Origin of the sequence: Escherichia sp. E1130 (genome assembly GCF_005781065.1) — a bacterium.
GTDB lineage: Bacteria > Pseudomonadota > Gammaproteobacteria > Enterobacterales > Enterobacteriaceae > Escherichia.
This window is the reverse complement of record NZ_VATL01000015.1, coordinates 192,523-208,682: the sequence shown is the minus strand read 5'-3', so window position 1 is coordinate 208,682 and position 16,160 is coordinate 192,523. Positions and strand designations below refer to the sequence as shown.

Here is a 16,160-nt window from a genome sequence, read left to right as displayed (position 1 = left end):
CAGTTTTCTTAAGAATGGAGGAAGTTACTAGAGAAGGTAAAACATAAAACTATTTCCCCAGTTACGAATTTTTTAACTATATTTTGTCACTTGCGTTATTAATGAATAAGAAATTTAAATATAAAAAATCGCTTTTAGCGGCTATTTTAAGCGCAACCTTATTAACCGGTTGTGATGGCGGCGGTTCAGGTTCTTCCTCCGATAACCCGCCTGTAGATTCTGGAACCGGGTCTTTGCCGGAAGTGAAACCCGATCCAACGCCAACCCCGGAGCCGACGCCGGAGCCTGAACCTACTCCGGACCCGACACCTGAGCCAGAGCCAACGCCAGAACCGGAGCCAGAACCTGTTCCTACGAAAACAGGTTATCTGACCCTGGGCGGAAGCCAGCGGGTAATCGGTGCTAAATGTAATGGTGAATCCAGCGACGGCTTTACTTTTACACCTGGCGAGAACGTTACTTGCGTGGCGGGTAACACGACAATTGCCACCTTCAACACTCAGTCAGAATCTGCGCGTAGCTTGCGTGCGGTTGAAAAAGTGTCGTTTAGCCTTGAGGATGCGCAAGAACTGGCGGGGTCTGATGACAAGAAAAGCAATGCGCTCTCGCTGGTAACCTCCATGAACAGTTGTCCGGCGGATACAGAACAGGTTTGCCTGACGTTCTCCTCGGTGATCGAGAGTAAACGCTTCGACTCGCTGTATAAGCAAATCGATCTGGCACCGGAAGAGTTCAAAAAGCTGGTCAATGAAGAGGTGGAAAACAATGCCGCGACTGATAAAGCGCCATCCACTCATACTTCACCGGTTGTGCCAGTCACCACACCGGGAACAAAACCGGATCTGAACGCTTCCTTCGTGTCGGCTAACGCGGAACAGTTTTATCAGTATCAACCTACGGAAATCATTCTCTCCGAAGGCCGACTGGTAGATAGCATGGGCAATGGTGTGGTTGGCGTAAATTACTACACCAGCTCAGGCCGTGGCGTGACTGGCGAAAACGGCAAATTCAACTTCAGCTGGGGCGAAACCATCTCCTTTGGTATCGACACCTTTGAACTGGGCTCAGTACGCGGCAATAAGTCGACCATTGCGTTGACTGAGCTGGGCGACGAAGTTCGTGGAGCGAATATTGATCAGCTTATTCATCGTTATTCGACGACCGGGCAAAATAATACCCGTGTTGTTCCGGACGATGTACGCAAGGTCTTTGCCGAATATCCCAACGTGATCAACGAGATTATCAATCTCTCGTTGTCCAATGGCGCGACGCTGGATGAAGGCGATCAAAACGTTGTGCTGCCAAACGAATTTATCGAGCAGTTTAAGACGGGTCAGGCCAAAGAGATCGATACCGCGATTTGTGCGAAAACCGACGGCTGTAACGAGGCTCGCTGGTTCTCGCTGACGACGCGCAATGTTAACGAAGGTCAGATTCAGGGCGTTATCAACAAGCTGTGGGGTGTGGATGAAGATTACAAATCGGTGACGAAATTCCACGTCTTCCATGACTCTACCAACTTCTATGGCAGCACCGGTAATGCGCGCGGTCAGGCGGTGGTAAATATCTCCAACGCGGCATTCCCGATTCTGATGGCGCGTAATGATAAAAACTACTGGCTGGCCTTCGGCGAAAAACGCGCCTGGGATAAAAATGAGCTGGCGTACATTACTGAAGCGCCTTCTCTTGTGGTGCCTGAAAACGTTACGCGCGATACCGCGACCTTCAACCTGCCGTTTATCTCGCTGGGGCAAGTCGGCAAAGGTAAGCTGATGGTTATCGGTAACCCGCACTACAACAGCATTCTGCGCTGTCCGAACGGTTACAGCTGGGAAGGCGGTGTTGATAAAAGCGGTCAGTGTATGCGTAACAGTGATTCAAATGACATGAAGCACTTTATGCAGAACGTGTTGCGCTATTTGTCTAACAATAGCTGGACGCCAGACGCGAAAACCAGCATGACCGTAGGCACCAACCTGGATACCGTCTATTTCAAACGTCATGGTCAGGTTACAGGAAACAGTGCTGAGTTCGGCTTCCATCCGGATTTCGCGGGTATCTCCGTTGAGCATTTAAGTAGCTATGGCGATCTCGATCCGCAGAAAATGCCGCTGCTGATCCTTAACGGCTTTGAGTATGTGACTCAGGTGGGGGGCGATCCCTATGCAGTGCCTCTGCGTGCAGATACCAGCAAACCGAAGCTGAGCCAGCAGGATGTGACCGATCTGATCGCCTATCTGAACAAAGGCGGTTCGGTGCTGATCATGGAAAACGTGATGAGCAATCTTAAGGAAGAGAGCGCGTCTGGCTTTGTGCGTCTGCTGGATGCCGCAGGCCTGTCAATGGCACTGAACAAGTCGGTGGTGAATAACGATCCGCAGGGGTATCCGGATCGCGTTCGTCAGTTGAATGAAAAAGGGATGTGGGTCTATGAACGTTATCCGCTGGTAGAAGGTGAACTGCCGTACACCATTGATGAAAAAACGAAAGAAGTTATCTGGAAATATCAGATTGATAACAAACCAGATAAGAAACCGAAACTGGAAGTTGCCAGCTGGCAAGAAGAGGTTGATGGTGAACAAGTAACTCAATACGCGTTTATTGATGTTGCTAAACATCCAACTGATGAGTCTCTGAAAGCCGCAAAAGATAAGATCTTTGCAGCGTTCCCGGGGCTGAAGGAGTGTAAGGACTCGACATATCACTACGAAATCAACTGCCTGGAATACCGTCCTGGCACGAACGTTCCGGTTACTGGTGGCATGTATGTTCCGCGCTATACGCAACTGAATCTCAGCGCCGACACCGCGAAAGCGATGGTGCAGGCTGCGGATTTAGGCACCAACATTCAGCGCCTGTATCAGCACGAGCTTTACTTCCGTACCAATGGTCGCAAAGGTGAGCGTCTGAGCAGCGTCGATCTGGAACGTCTGTACCAGAACATGTCGGTCTGGCTGTGGAATGAAATTGAATACAGCTATGACAGCGGCAAGGATGACGAGCTGGGCTTTAAAACGTTCACCGAGTTCCTGAACTGCTACGCCAACAATGCCTATACTGGCGGCACGCAGTGCTCCGCAGAGCTGAAACAATCGCTTGTCGATAACAAGATGATCTACGGTGAAAGTAGCGGCAAAGCGGGCATGATGAACCCGAGCTATCCGCTCAACTATATGGAAAAACCGCTGACGCGCCTGATGCTGGGGCGTTCCTGGTGGGATCTGAACATCAAAGTTGATGTCGAGAAGTATCCGGGAGCGGTATCGGCAGAAGGTGAGAAGGTTACTGAAACCATCAGCCTGTACTCGAATCCGACCAAATGGTTTGCAGGTAACATGCAGTCTACTGGCCTGTGGGCTCCGGCTCAGAAAGAGGTCACTATTGAGTCTAAGGCGAACGTTCCTGTGACTGTCACCGTGGCGCTGGCTGACGACCTGACCGGACGTGAGAAGCATGAAGTTGCTCTGAACCGTCCGCCAAAAGTGACGAAAACCTATGAGCTGAAAGCCAATGGTGAGGTGAAGTTTACGGTTCCTTACGGTGGTCTGATTTATATCAAGGGTAACAGCCCAACGAATGAGTCAGCCAACTTCACCTTTACTGGCGTGGTAAAAGCACCGTTCTATAAAGACGGTAAATGGAAAAACGATCTGAAATCCCCTGCGCCGCTGGGCGAGCTGGAGTCTGCGTCGTTCGTGTATACCACGCCGAAGAAGAACCTTGAGGCCAGCAATTTCACGGATGGCGTAGAACAATTCGCTAAGGAACTGGATACCTTTGCCAGCTCGATGAATGACTTCTACGGTCGTGATGGCGAAAGCGGTAACCACCGGATGTTTACCTATGAAGCATTGACGGGGCACAAACATCGTTTCGCCAACGATGTGCAGATCTCCATTGGTGATGCGCACTCTGGTTATCCGGTAATGAACAGCAGCTTCTCGACGAACAGCACCACGCTGCCGACGACGCCGCTGAACGACTGGCTGATCTGGCATGAAGTAGGGCATAACGCCGCAGAAACACCACTGACTGTACCGGGCGCAACTGAAGTGGCGAACAACGTGCTGGCGCTGTACATGCAGGATCGCTATCTCGGCAAGATGAACCGTGTCGCTGAAGATATTACCGTCGCGCCGGAATATCTGGACGAGAGCAACGGTCAGGCATGGGCGCGCGGCGGTGCGGGTGACCGTCTGCTGATGTACGCGCAGCTGAAGGAATGGGCAGAGAAAAACTTTGATATCAAGAAATGGTATCCAGATAGCAAGCTGCCAGAGTTCTACAGCGAGCGTGAAGGGATGAAAGGCTGGAACCTGTTCCAGTTGATGCATCGTAAAGCACGCGGCGATGATGTTGGTGACAAGACCTTTGGTGGCAAGAATTACTGTGCTGAATCCAATGGTAACGCTGCCGACACGCTGATGCTGTGTGCCTCCTGGGTCGCTCAGACGGATCTTTCGGAGTTCTTTAAGAAATGGAATCCGGGCGCGAATGCTTATCAGCTGCCGGGGGCAAGCGATATGAGCTTCGAGGGCGGTGTGAGCCAGTCGGCTTACAACAAGCTCGCTGCGCTTGGTCTGCCGAAACCGCAGCAAGGAGGACCGGAAACCATTAACAAGGTTACCGAGTATTCGATGCCTGCTGAATAAACCGGATAAGGCGCTCGCGCCGCATCCGGCATGAAATAAGGTGCATCGGGTTAACACATATGCCCGATGCGCCAGCTTATCGGGCCTACAGACGGGGAAAGCCGCGATTATTTGCGTTGGCAGACACCCGTAGGCCGGATAAGGCGTTCACGCCGCATCCGGCATGAAATAAGGCGCACCGGGCCTGGAGGGAAAGCCGCGATTATTTACGTTGGCAGACACCTGTAGGCGGATAAGGCGTTCACGCCGCATCCGGCAAGTTACAACAAATAACCTTTAACCATGCTTTTTGATGTTTTTCAGCAATACCCTGCGGCGATGCCCATACTGGTAACCGTCGGAGGATTGATCATCGGCAGTTTTTTGAATGTGGTGATTTGGCGTTACCCTATCATGCTGCGCCAACAAATGGCGGAGTTTCACGGTGAAATGCCGAGTGCGCAGTCAAAAATAAGCCTTGCGCTGCCGCGTTCGCACTGTCCGCATTGTCAGCAGACCATCCGGATACGTGACAACATTCCGCTGCTCTCCTGGCTGATGCTCAAAGGGCGCTGCCGCGACTGTCAGGCGAAAATCAGCAAGCGTTATCCGCTGGTCGAGTTATTGACGGCACTCGCTTTTTTGCTTGCGAGTCAGGTGTGGCCGGAAAGTGGATGGGGGCTGGCGGTGATGATATTATCCGCCTGGCTGATTGCCGCGAGCATCATCGACCTCGATCACCAATGGCTGCCCGATGTTTTTACTCAGGGCGTATTGTGGACCGGGCTGATTGCGGCATGGGCGCAACAGAGTCCGTTAACGCTACAAGACGCAGTTACCGGCGTACTGGTGGGATTTGTCAGTTTTTACTCCCTGCGCTGGATAGCCGGAATAGTTCTGCGTAAAGAAGCATTAGGCATGGGCGATGTATTACTCTTCGCTGCGTTAGGTGGCTGGGTGGGAGCACTGTCGCTGCCCAATGTTGCTTTAATCGCCTCATGCTGCGGCCTGATATATGCCGTTATTACAAAAAGAGGATCAACCACACTGCCTTTTGGACCGTGTTTAAGTCTGGGCGGTATAGCAACACTTTATCTACAGGCATTGTTTTAATGATAACCATGTCATTATCGAAGTGACATTTTAACTCTTATTAATAACCTTAGAGATTATTTACCATGTCGATAAAACAAATGCCAGGGAGGGTATTAATATCGCTATTGTTGAGCGTTACAGGATTATTAAGTGGCTGCGCCAGCCATAATGAAAATGCCAGTTTACTGGCGAAAAAACAGGCGCAAAATATCAGCCAAAACCTGCCGATTAAATCTGCGGGATATACCTTAGTGCTGGCGCAAAGTAGCGGCACGACGGTAAAAATGACCATTATCAGCGAAGCGGGTACTCAGACCACGCAGACGCCTGACGCCTTTTTAACCAGCTACCAACGACAAATGTGCGCTGACCCAACGGTGAAATTAATGATCACCGAGGGAATTAATTACAGCATAACGATTAATGATACACGCACAGGTAACCAGTATCAGCGGAAACTGGATCGTACCACCTGTGGAATAGTCAAAGCATAACGTCGGGTATATAAATTGGCGCGGGTTGTTTTTCGTGACGCACGAATTTATCTCATTCAATGGCTGACAAAAATTCGTCACACACTTAGCCAGAGACAATCTCTTAATACAGACAAAGAGCACCTGCGCAAAATTGCACGCGGGATGTTCTGGCTGATGCTGCTTATTATTTCTGCAAAAATGGCGTATTCACTCTGGCGCTATTTCTCCTTTTCTGCGGAATATACGGCGGTTTCCCCATCGGCGAATAAACCGACCCGTGTGGATGCAAAACCGTTCGATAAAAATGACGTGCAATTAATCAGCCAACAAAACTGGTTTGGCAAATATCAGCCCGTCGCCGCACCGGTAAAACAACCCGAACCTGCGCCTGTGGCAGAAACGCGTCTTAATGTGGTGCTGCGTGGGATCGCCTTTGGTGCCAGACCCGGCGCGGTTATTGAAGAAGGCGGCAAACAACAGGTTTATTTGCAGGGCGAACGGCTTGGCTCTCACAACGCGGTGATTGAGGAAATCAACCGCGACCATGTGATGCTGCGCTATCAGGGAAAAATAGAGCGCCTGAGCCTGGCTGAAGAGGAGCGTTCCACCGTAGCCGTGACCAACAAAAAAGCCGCCAGTGACGAAGCAAAGCAAGCTGTTGCTGAGCCTGCTGTCAGTGCGCCCGTTGAGATCCCGGCTGCCGTGCGTCAGGCGCTGGCGAAAGATCCGCAGAAAATTTTTAACTATATCCAGCTTACGCCTGTGCGTAAGGAGGGGATTGTCGGTTATGCAGTGAAACCGGGGGCAGATCGTTCTCTGTTCGATGCCAGCGGTTTCAAGGAAGGCGATATCGCCATTGCGCTAAATCAGCAGGATTTCACTGATCCACGAGCAATGATTGCTCTGATGCGGCAGTTACCTTCAATGGATTCCATTCAACTTACGGTTTTACGCAAGGGTGCGCGCTACGACATTTCCATCGCGCTGCGCTAACCGCATTTAATCCAGGAGAATCATTCATCGTGTTTTGGCGTGATATTACGTTGTCGGTCTGGCGTAAGAAGACAACTGGCCTCAAAACAAAAAAGCGTTTACTGCCGCTGGTGCTGGCAGCGGCATTATGTAGTTCACCGGTCTGGGCGGAAGAAGCCACTTTCACCGCTAATTTTAAAGATACCGACCTGAAATCGTTCATCGAAACCGTCGGCGCTAACCTTAATAAGACCATCATTATGGGGCCGGGCGTACAGGGGAAAGTGAGTATTCGCACCATGACCCCGCTCAATGAACGTCAGTATTACCAGCTATTCCTTAACCTGCTGGAAGCACAGGGGTATGCCGTCGTACCGATGGAAAACGACGTGCTGAAGGTGGTGAAATCCAGTGCCGCGAAAGTCGAGCCGCTGCCGCTGGTCGGTGAAGGCAGCGACAATTATGCGGGCGATGAAATGGTCACCAAAGTGGTGCCGGTACGTAATGTGTCGGTACGCGAGCTGGCGCCGATTTTGCGCCAGATGATCGACAGCGCAGGCTCAGGCAACGTTGTTAATTACGATCCCTCCAACGTAATTATGCTCACCGGACGTGCCTCCGTCGTGGAGCGCCTGACGGAAGTGATCCAGCGTGTGGATCATGCGGGTAATCGCACTGAAGAGGTGATTCCGCTGGATAACGCCTCGGCTTCGGAAATCGCCCGCGTGCTGGAAAGCCTGACCAAAAATAGCGGCGAGAACCAGCCTGCGACGCTGAAATCTCAAATTGTCGCCGACGAACGCACCAACAGTGTGATTGTCAGCGGTGACCCCGCCACGCGAGACAAAATGCGCCGCCTGATCCGTCGGCTGGATTCAGAAATGGAGCGTAGCGGCAACAGCCAGGTGTTCTATCTCAAATACAGCAAAGCGGAAGATCTGGTCGATGTGCTGAAGCAGGTCAGCGGCACGCTCACGGCGGCTAAAGAAGAGGCGGAAGGCACGGTCGGTAGCGGGCGTGAGGTTGTCTCCATCGCCGCCAGCAAACACAGTAATGCCCTGATTGTTACTGCGCCGCAGGACATCATGCAGTCGCTGCAAAGCGTGATTGAACAACTGGATATTCGCCGTGCTCAGGTGCATGTCGAGGCGTTGATCGTGGAAGTTGCCGAAGGCAGCAATATCAACTTCGGCGTGCAGTGGGCGTCGAAAGATGCCGGATTAATGCAGTTTGCTAACGGTACGCAGATCCCTATCGGTACGCTGGGGGCGGCGATTTCTCAGGCGAAACCGCAGAAAGGCTCCACGGTGATCAGCGAAAACGGTGCCACCACCATTAACCCGGATACCAACGGCGATCTCTCCACGCTCGCCCAGCTTCTTTCTGGCTTTAGCGGTACGGCGGTTGGCGTGGTGAAAGGCGACTGGATGGCGCTGGTACAGGCGGTCAAAAACGACTCCAGCTCGAACGTCCTCTCCACGCCGAGCATCACCACGCTGGACAACCAGGAAGCCTTCTTCATGGTGGGCCAGGACGTTCCGGTATTAACCGGCTCTACCGTTGGCTCCAATAACAGCAATCCTTTCAACACGGTAGAGAGGAAAAAAGTCGGCATCATGCTGAAAGTCACGCCGCAGATTAACGAAGGTAACGCGGTACAGATGGTGATTGAGCAGGAAGTCTCTAAGGTGGAAGGACAGACCAGCCTCGACGTCGTGTTTGGTGAGCGCAAACTGAAAACTACCGTGCTGGCTAACGATGGCGAGCTGATCGTGCTTGGCGGCCTGATGGACGACCAGGCGGGAGAAAGCGTGGCGAAGGTGCCGCTGCTGGGCGATATCCCATTGATTGGTAACCTGTTTAAATCGACGGCGGATAAAAAAGAAAAACGTAACCTGATGGTGTTTATCCGTCCGACCATTCTGCGTGACGGTATGGCGGCAGACGGCGTGTCGCAGCGCAAATATAACTATATGCGCGCCGAGCAGATCTATCGCGATGAACAAGGCTTGAGCCTGATGCCGCACACCGCGCAGCCGGTGCTGCCAGCGCAAAACCAGTCTCTACCGCCGGAAGTTCGCGCGTTCCTCAACGCCGGGAGAGCGCGTTAATGGTGCCTGTAGCACAGGAAACCACCGCTAACACCGTGCGTCTGCCCTACAGTTTCAGCCGTCGGTTTAGCCTGGTGGCATGGTGCGAAGCGTCGCTGGAGATCCTCCATGTTCATCCGTTGTCGCTCTCTGTTTTGCAGGAGCTGCAGCGGGGGCTGAACGCGCCCTTTACGCTGCGGCAAATCGACGAGGCCGAATTTGAACAGCGGCTGAATGCGGTCTGGCAGCGGGACTCTTCCGAGGCCCGCCAGCTGATGGAAGATCTCGGTTCCGCCGAAGACTTCTTTACCCTCGCTGAAGAACTGCCAGAAACGGAAGATCTGCTGGAAAGTGACGACGATGCGCCGATCATCAAACTGATCAACGCCATGCTGGCAGAGGCGATTAAAGAAGGCGCTTCGGATATCCACATCGAGACGTTTGAAAAGAGTCTGGTGATCCGTTTTCGTGTTGACGGCACATTACATGAAATGCTGCGCCCGGGGCGCAAACTGGCCTCGCTGCTGGTATCGCGTATTAAGGTAATGGCGCGGCTGGATATCGCCGAAAAGCGCGTACCGCAGGATGGACGTATTGCACTGCTGCTGGGCGGTCGGGCGATTGACGTGCGTGTCTCCACCATGCCTTCCGCCTGGGGCGAGCGCGTGGTGCTGCGACTGCTGGACAAAAACCAGGCCCGCCTGACGCTGGAGCGTCTGGGTTTAAGTCAGCAACTGACAGTGCAGTTGCGCCAGCTGTTACACAAACCGCACGGCATCTTTCTGGTGACGGGGCCGACGGGTTCCGGCAAAAGCACCACGCTGTACGCCGGATTGCAGGAGCTGAACAACCATTCGCGCAACATTCTGACAGTTGAAGACCCCATCGAATACATGATTGAAGGGATCGGTCAGACGCAGGTTAACACCCGCGTCGGCATGACCTTCGCCCGTGGCCTGCGCGCGATTTTGCGTCAGGACCCGGATGTGGTGATGGTCGGTGAAATCCGCGATACCGAAACCGCAGAAATCGCCGTCCAGGCATCGCTTACAGGGCACCTGGTACTTTCCACGCTGCATACCAACACGGCGGTGGGGGCGATCACGCGTTTGCAGGATATGGGGGTAGAGCCTTTCCTGCTCTCTTCCAGCCTGACGGGCGTGATGGCGCAGCGGCTGGTCCGCACGCTGTGCACCGACTGCCGCCAGGCCCTGCCTGCCACTGACGAAGAAAAACGCCTGCTGGGAATTACCGACGCCCGTACCGTCACGCTGTACCATCCGCAGGGCTGCCCCGCCTGTAATCACAAAGGTTTTCGCGGACGTACTGCCATCCATGAGCTGATCGTGGTGGACGCCACATTGCGTGATTTGATCCACCGTCAGGCCGGGGAACTGGAGCTGGAACGTTATGTCCGGCAACACTCTGCGGGCATCCGCAGCAACGGCATTGAGAAAGTGCTCGCCGGAGAAACCTCACTCGATGAAGTGCTGCGGGTCACGATGGAGGCGTAATGGCACTGTTTTACTATCAGGCGCTGGAGCGTAATGGTCGCAAAACCAAAGGCATGATTGAGGCGGATTCCGCGCGTCATGCCCGCCAGTTGTTGCGCGGTAAAGAGCTTATCCCCGTGCACATTGAAGCCAGGATGAATGCATCGGCAGGGGGATTGTTGCAGCGTCGGCGGCACGCACATCGTCGCGTGGCGGCGGCAGATCTGGCGCTGTTCACGCGCCAACTGGCAACGCTGGTGCAGGCAGCAATGCCGCTGGAAACCTGCTTACAGGCGGTCAGTGAGCAAAGTGAAAAACTGCATGTAAAAAGCCTCGGAATGGCGCTGCGCAGCCGAATTCAGGAAGGTTACACCCTGTCGGACAGCCTGCGCGAACATCCTCGCGTTTTTGATTCCCTGTTTTGTTCGATGGTAGCCGCCGGAGAAAAATCCGGGCATCTCGACGTGGTGCTCAATCGCCTTGCGGATTACACCGAACAGCGGCAGCGCCTGAAATCACGCCTGCTGCAGGCTATGCTCTATCCGTTGGTACTGCTGGTGGTGGCAACGGGCGTGGTCACTATTTTGCTGACGGCGGTGGTGCCGAAAATTATCGAACAGTTTGATCATCTCGGACACGCGCTGCCCGCCTCCACCCGCGCGCTTATCGCCATGAGTGACGCGTTACAGGCCAGCGGTGTTTACTGGCTGGCTGGTCTGCTGGGGCTTCTGGTGTTGGGGCAACGGCTACTTAAAAATCCCGCTATGCGCCTGCGCTGGGATAAAACCCTGCTGCGCCTGCCCGTGACGGGGCGTGTCGCTCGCGGACTGAATACGGCGCGTTTTTCCCGCACGTTAAGCATCCTCACCGCCAGCAGTGTTCCGCTACTGGAAGGTATTCAGACCGCCGCCGCGGTGTCGGCAAATCGCTATGTTGAGCAACAACTGCTGCTGGCGGCAGACCGCGTCCGCGAAGGAAGCAGTCTGCGCGCCGCGCTGGCGGAGTTGCGCCTGTTCCCACCGATGATGCTGTACATGATCGCCTCCGGCGAACAGAGCGGCGAACTGGAAACCATGCTTGAGCAGGCCGCGGTCAACCAGGAACGGGAATTTGATACCCAGGTGGGGCTGGCGTTAGGACTGTTTGAACCGGCGCTGGTGGTGATGATGGCGGGCGTGGTGCTGTTTATCGTCATCGCCATCCTCGAACCGATGCTGCAACTGAACAATATGGTTGGAATGTAATTTACGGAGTTATCACATGAATTCGTTATCCCGCACACAAAAACCACGGGCAGGTTTTACCCTGCTGGAAGTGATGGTGGTGATTGTTATTCTTGGCGTCCTGGCAAGTCTGGTGGTGCCTAACCTGTTGGGCAACAAAGAGAAAGCCGATCGGCAAAAAGCCATCAGCGATATCGTGGCGCTGGAGAATGCGCTGGATATGTACCGACTGGATAACGGGCGTTATCCGACTACCGAGCAGGGGCTTGAGGCACTGATCCAGCAACCAGCCAATATGGCTGACGCCCGCAACTACCGTACCGGTGGATACATTAAACGACTACCAAAGGATCCGTGGGGCAATGATTATCAGTACCTCAGCCCGGGTGAAAAAGGGCTGTTTGATGTTTACACCTTAGGGGCGGATGGTCAGGAAAACGGGGAAGGTGCTGGCGCAGATATCGGTAACTGGAATTTGCAGGAGTTTCAGTAATCAGTGCCTGCACGCGGATTCACTCTTCTGGAAATCATGCTGGTGATTTTCCTTATCGGCCTTGCCAGTGCGGGCGTGGTACAGACGTTTGCGACCGATTCTGAACCGCCTGCGAAAAAAGCGGCGCAGGATTTCCTGGCCCGCTTTGCGCAGTTTAAGGACAGGGCAGTGATCGAAGGGCAAACACTCGGTGTGCTAATCGACCCGCCTGGCTACCAGTTTATGCAGCGTCGTCAGGGGCAGTGGCTGCCCGTTTCTGCGACCCGGTTATCGGCACAGGTTACGGTGCCAAAACAGGTGCAGATGCTGTTACAACCCGGAAGTGATATCTGGCAGAAGGAATATGCGCTGGAGCTGCAACGTCGTCGCCTGACGCTGCACGATATTGAACTGGAGCTGCAAAAAGAGGCGAAAAAGAAGACGCCGCAGATCCGTTTTTCGCCTTTTGAACCCGCCGCGCCGTTTACGCTGCGCTTTTACCAGAAGGCGCAAAACGATTGCTGGGCGGTGAAACTGGCGCACGATGGTGCGTTATCTCTCAATCAATGTGATGAGAGGATGCCATGAAGCGCGGATTTACCTTGCTGGAAGTGATGCTCGCGCTGGCGATTTTTGCGCTGGCTGCCACGGCAGTGTTACAGATTGCCAGCGGCGCGCTGAACAATCAGCAGGTGCTTGAGGAGAAAACGGTAGCGGGCTGGGTAGCTGAAAACCAGACCGCGCTGCTCTACCTGATGACCCGCGAGCAGCGGGCGGTCAGGCACCAGGGCGAGAGCGATATGGCAGGAAGCCGCTGGTACTGGCGAACCATACCGCTGAATACAGGTAATGCGCTACTTCAGGCGGTGGATATTGAAGTCAGCCTTCATGAAGACTTTTCGTCGGTGATTCAGTCACGACGCGCCTGGTTTAGCGCCGTGGGAGGCCAACAGTGAGAAGGACTCGCGCTGGTTTCACGTTACTGGAAATGCTGGTGGCAATCGCCATTTTTGCCTCACTGGCACTGATGGCGCAGCAGGTGACAAACGGCGTCACGCGCGTGAATAGCGCCGTCGCCGGACACGATCAAAAACTAAACCTCATGCAGCAAACGATGAGTTTTTTAAACCACGATCTGACCCAAATGATGCCGCGTCCGGTAAGAGGCGAGCAGGGCCAGCGTGAACCAGCGTTACTGGCTGGCGCTGGCGTGCTGGCGTCTGAGAGTGAAGGGATGCGCTTTGTGCGCGGCGGCGTGGTTAATCCGTTGATGCGCCTGCCGCGCAGTAATCTGCTCACCGTCGGTTACCGCATTCATGATGGTTATCTCGAACGGTTATCCTGGCCGCTGACCGATGCAGCAGGCAGCGTGAAGCCAACAACGCAAAAATTAATCCCGGCGGATTCGCTCCATTTGCAGTTCTACGACGGCACGCGCTGGCAGGAAACCTGGTCATCACTTCAGGCGATCCCAGTGGCAGTGCGCATGACCCTGCATTCGCCGCAATGGGGCGAGATTGAACGCATCTGGTTGTTACGCGGGCCGCAATTATCATGATCATCTCACCACCAAAACGCGGAATGGCACTGGTCGTGGTGCTGGTATTGCTGGCAGTTATGATGCTGGTAACCATCACACTTTCCGGGCGGATGCAGCAACAACTTGGGCGAACGCGCAGCCAGCAGGAGTATCAGCAGGCGCTGTGGTACAGCGCCAGTGCAGAAAGCCTGGCGTTGAGCGCGCTCAGTCTGAGCCTGAAAAATGAAAAACGTGTGCATCTGGCACAGCCGTGGGCTTCCGGCCCTCGTTTTTTCCCACTGCCACAGGGGCAAATCGCCGTCACTCTGCGTGACGCACAGGCCTGCTTTAACCTGAATGCCCTTGCTCAGCCGACGACGGCGTCGCGTCCGCTCGCGGTACAACAACTGATTGCCCTGATCTCGCGCCTGGATGTGCCTGCTTATCGGGCCGAACTGATAGCCGAAAGCCTGTGGGAGTTTATTGACGAGGACCGCAGCGTGCAGACGCGTCTGGGGCGTGAAGACAGCGAGTATCTCGCCCGTTCGGTGCCATTCTACGCCGCGAATCAACCGCTGGCGGATATCAGCGAGATGCGCGTGGTGCAGGGAATGGACGCCGGGCTTTATCAAAAACTGAAACCGCTGGTCTGTGCGCTGCCGATGACCCGCCAGCAAATCAACATCAATACCTTAGACGTCACGCAAAGTGTGATTCTTGAGGCGCTGTTTGACCCGTGGTTAAGTCCTGTTCAGGCGCGGGCGTTATTACAACAACGTCCGGCGAAGGGCTGGGAAGATGTCGATCAGTTTCTTGCACAGCCGCTACTTGCTGACGTCGATGAGCGTACTAAAAAACAGCTAAAAACCGTCCTGAGCGTGGACAGCAATTACTTCTGGCTGCGTTCAGATATCACCGTGAATGAGATTGAACTGACGATGAATTCGTTAATTGTCCGCATGGGCCCACAACACTTTTCTGTTCTCTGGCATCAGACAGGAGAAAGTGAGTGAGTTCCATGCTTGAGATTTTTTTCCCGCTTTGCGCCACTGATCCCATCCGTTGGCAGCGCCATACACCCGACGTGGAGCACGGCATCTGGCCTGACGTTGCTGACGAACGTCTCCAGCAATGGCTGCAAACTGATGCGATTCGACTCTACATTCCTGGCGAATGGATCAGCGTCTGGCAGGTTGAACTGCCTGATGTCCCCCGTAAGCAGATACCGACTATTCTGCCCGCCTTGCTGGAAGAAGAGCTGAACCAGGATATCGATGAACTGCATTTTGCCCCGTTGAAAATCGACCAGCAACTGGCAACCGTGGCAGTGATTCACCAGCAGCATATGCGCAACATTGCCCAGTGGTTGCAGGCAAACGGCATCACCCGCGCTACCGTCGCGCCAGACTGGATGTCCATTCCTTGTGGCTATATGGCTGGCGATGCGCAACGGGTTATCTGCCGCATCGATGAATGCCGTGGATGGAGCGCCGGGCGGGCGCTGGCTCCGGTCATGTTCCGCGCACAGCTCAATGAGCAGGATTTACCGCTTTCGCTAACCGTGGTCGGCATTGCACCGGAAGAACTATCTGCATGGGCTGGTGCGGACGCCGAACGCCTGACCGTTACGCCTCTGCCCGCCATTACCACCTGCGGCGAACCAGAAGGGAACTTGCTGACAGGACCGTGGCAGCCTCGTGTCAGCTACCGAAAACAGTGGGCGCGCTGGCGGGTGATGATTCTGCCGATATTGATTATCCTGGTTGCGCTGGCAGTGGAGCGGGGCGTGACATTATGGAGCGTCAGCGAGCAGGTGGCGCAAAGCCGCGCCCAGGCGGAGAAGCAGTTCTTAACGCTGTTCCCGGAGCAGAAGCGGATTGTGAATTTACGCTCTCAGGTGACGATGGCGCTTAAAAAATATCGCCCGCAGGTCGACGATACCCGGCTGCTCGCAGAATTGTCAGCGATCGCCAGTACTCTGAAATCAGAGTCACTTTCCGACATCGAGATGCGTGGTTTCACCTTTGATCAAAAACGGCAGACGCTTCACCTCCAGCTGCGGGCCGCGAACTTTGCCAGTTTCGACAAACTGCGTAGCGCACTGGCGGCAGATTATGTTGTGCAACAGGACGCGTTACAGAAAGAGGGTGATGCGGTTTCCGGCGGCGTAACGTTGCGGAGGAAATAAC

Annotated in this window: 13 protein-coding genes; all 13 read left to right on the top strand. The window is 54.2% G+C overall.

Annotated elements, in window-relative coordinates; genetic code table 11:
• The first annotated feature begins 101 nt into the window (after window positions 1–101).
• The 13 genes from sslE to gspL all read left to right on the top strand — a co-directional run bounded on the left by sslE (window position 102) and on the right by gspL (window position 16,159).
• Window positions 102–4,652, top strand: a complete 4,551-nt coding sequence (gene sslE / locus FEK66_RS14640) for a lipoprotein metalloprotease SslE (RefSeq protein WP_135495062.1) — start codon at window positions 102–104, stop codon at window positions 4,650–4,652.
• Between the two features lie 282 nt (window positions 4,653–4,934).
• On the top strand, window positions 4,935–5,744 hold the full coding sequence (pppA, locus tag FEK66_RS14625; RefSeq protein WP_135495055.1) for a prepilin peptidase PppA: 810 nt from the start codon (window positions 4,935–4,937) through the stop codon (window positions 5,742–5,744).
• Window positions 5,745–5,809: 65 nt separating this feature from the next.
• Window positions 5,810–6,220, top strand: a complete 411-nt coding sequence (gene gspS2 / locus FEK66_RS14620) for a type II secretion system pilot lipoprotein GspS-beta (RefSeq protein WP_001324279.1) — start codon at window positions 5,810–5,812, stop codon at window positions 6,218–6,220.
• A gap of 15 nt (window positions 6,221–6,235) precedes the next feature.
• On the top strand, window positions 6,236–7,195 hold the full coding sequence (gspC, locus tag FEK66_RS14615; RefSeq protein ID WP_135495054.1) for a type II secretion system protein GspC: 960 nt from the start codon (window positions 6,236–6,238) through the stop codon (window positions 7,193–7,195).
• 29 nt (window positions 7,196–7,224) lie between these two features.
• The gene (gene gspD, locus FEK66_RS14610) at window positions 7,225–9,285 is read left to right on the top strand and encodes a type II secretion system secretin GspD (RefSeq protein WP_130207989.1); all 2,061 of its coding nucleotides are present in this window, start codon (window positions 7,225–7,227) and stop codon (window positions 9,283–9,285) included.
• Window positions 9,285–10,778 (top strand): type II secretion system ATPase GspE, encoded by a 1,494-nt coding sequence (gene gspE / locus FEK66_RS14605; RefSeq protein WP_001600479.1) that lies wholly within the window; start codon window positions 9,285–9,287, stop codon window positions 10,776–10,778. The genes gspD and gspE overlap by 1 nt, the downstream gene beginning before the upstream one ends.
• Window positions 10,778–12,001: a type II secretion system inner membrane protein GspF gene (gene gspF / locus FEK66_RS14600; RefSeq protein WP_135495053.1), complete on the top strand. Its 1,224-nt coding sequence runs from the start codon at window positions 10,778–10,780 to the stop codon at window positions 11,999–12,001. Before gspE ends, gspF begins: the two co-directional genes overlap by 1 nt.
• A 16-nt stretch (window positions 12,002–12,017) precedes the next feature.
• Window positions 12,018–12,473: a type II secretion system major pseudopilin GspG gene (gene gspG, locus FEK66_RS14595; RefSeq protein ID WP_001087289.1), complete on the top strand. Its 456-nt coding sequence runs from the start codon at window positions 12,018–12,020 to the stop codon at window positions 12,471–12,473.
• Between the two features lie 3 nt (window positions 12,474–12,476).
• Window positions 12,477–13,040: a type II secretion system minor pseudopilin GspH gene (gspH, locus tag FEK66_RS14590; protein ID WP_135495052.1), complete on the top strand. Its 564-nt coding sequence runs from the start codon at window positions 12,477–12,479 to the stop codon at window positions 13,038–13,040.
• Window positions 13,037–13,408: a type II secretion system minor pseudopilin GspI gene (gene gspI / locus FEK66_RS14585; RefSeq protein WP_130207981.1), complete on the top strand. Its 372-nt coding sequence runs from the start codon at window positions 13,037–13,039 to the stop codon at window positions 13,406–13,408. Before gspH ends, gspI begins: the two co-directional genes overlap by 4 nt.
• Entirely contained in the window at window positions 13,405–14,010 is a 606-nt protein-coding gene (gspJ, locus tag FEK66_RS14580) for a type II secretion system minor pseudopilin GspJ (RefSeq protein WP_135495051.1), read from the top strand. The genes gspI and gspJ overlap by 4 nt, the downstream gene beginning before the upstream one ends.
• Window positions 14,007–14,984, top strand: coding sequence for a type II secretion system minor pseudopilin GspK (gene gspK / locus FEK66_RS14575; protein ID WP_135495050.1), 978 nt, complete (start codon window positions 14,007–14,009; stop codon window positions 14,982–14,984). Before gspJ ends, gspK begins: the two co-directional genes overlap by 4 nt.
• Complete coding sequence (gspL, locus tag FEK66_RS14570) at window positions 14,981–16,159, top strand: type II secretion system protein GspL (protein WP_135495049.1); 1,179 nt, start codon at window positions 14,981–14,983, stop codon at window positions 16,157–16,159. Before gspK ends, gspL begins: the two co-directional genes overlap by 4 nt.
• The last annotated feature ends 1 nt before the right edge of the window (window position 16,160 follow it).

Excerpts from the sequence above, each read along its gene's own strand:
- sslE (WP_135495062.1), top strand. The coding sequence starts at position 102 with ATGAATAAGAAATTTAAATATAAAAAATCGCTTTTAGCGGCTATTTTA.
- pppA (WP_135495055.1), top strand. The coding sequence starts at position 4,935 with ATGCTTTTTGATGTTTTTCAGCAATACCCTGCGGCGATGCCCATACTG.
- gspS2 (WP_001324279.1), top strand. The coding sequence starts at position 5,810 with ATGTCGATAAAACAAATGCCAGGGAGGGTATTAATATCGCTATTGTTG.
- gspE (WP_001600479.1), top strand. The coding sequence starts at position 9,285 with ATGGTGCCTGTAGCACAGGAAACCACCGCTAACACCGTGCGTCTGCCC.
- gspF (WP_135495053.1), top strand. The coding sequence starts at position 10,778 with ATGGCACTGTTTTACTATCAGGCGCTGGAGCGTAATGGTCGCAAAACC.
- gspG (WP_001087289.1), top strand. The coding sequence starts at position 12,018 with ATGAATTCGTTATCCCGCACACAAAAACCACGGGCAGGTTTTACCCTG.
- gspI (WP_130207981.1), top strand. The coding sequence starts at position 13,037 with ATGAAGCGCGGATTTACCTTGCTGGAAGTGATGCTCGCGCTGGCGATT.
- gspK (WP_135495050.1), top strand. The coding sequence starts at position 14,007 with ATGATCATCTCACCACCAAAACGCGGAATGGCACTGGTCGTGGTGCTG.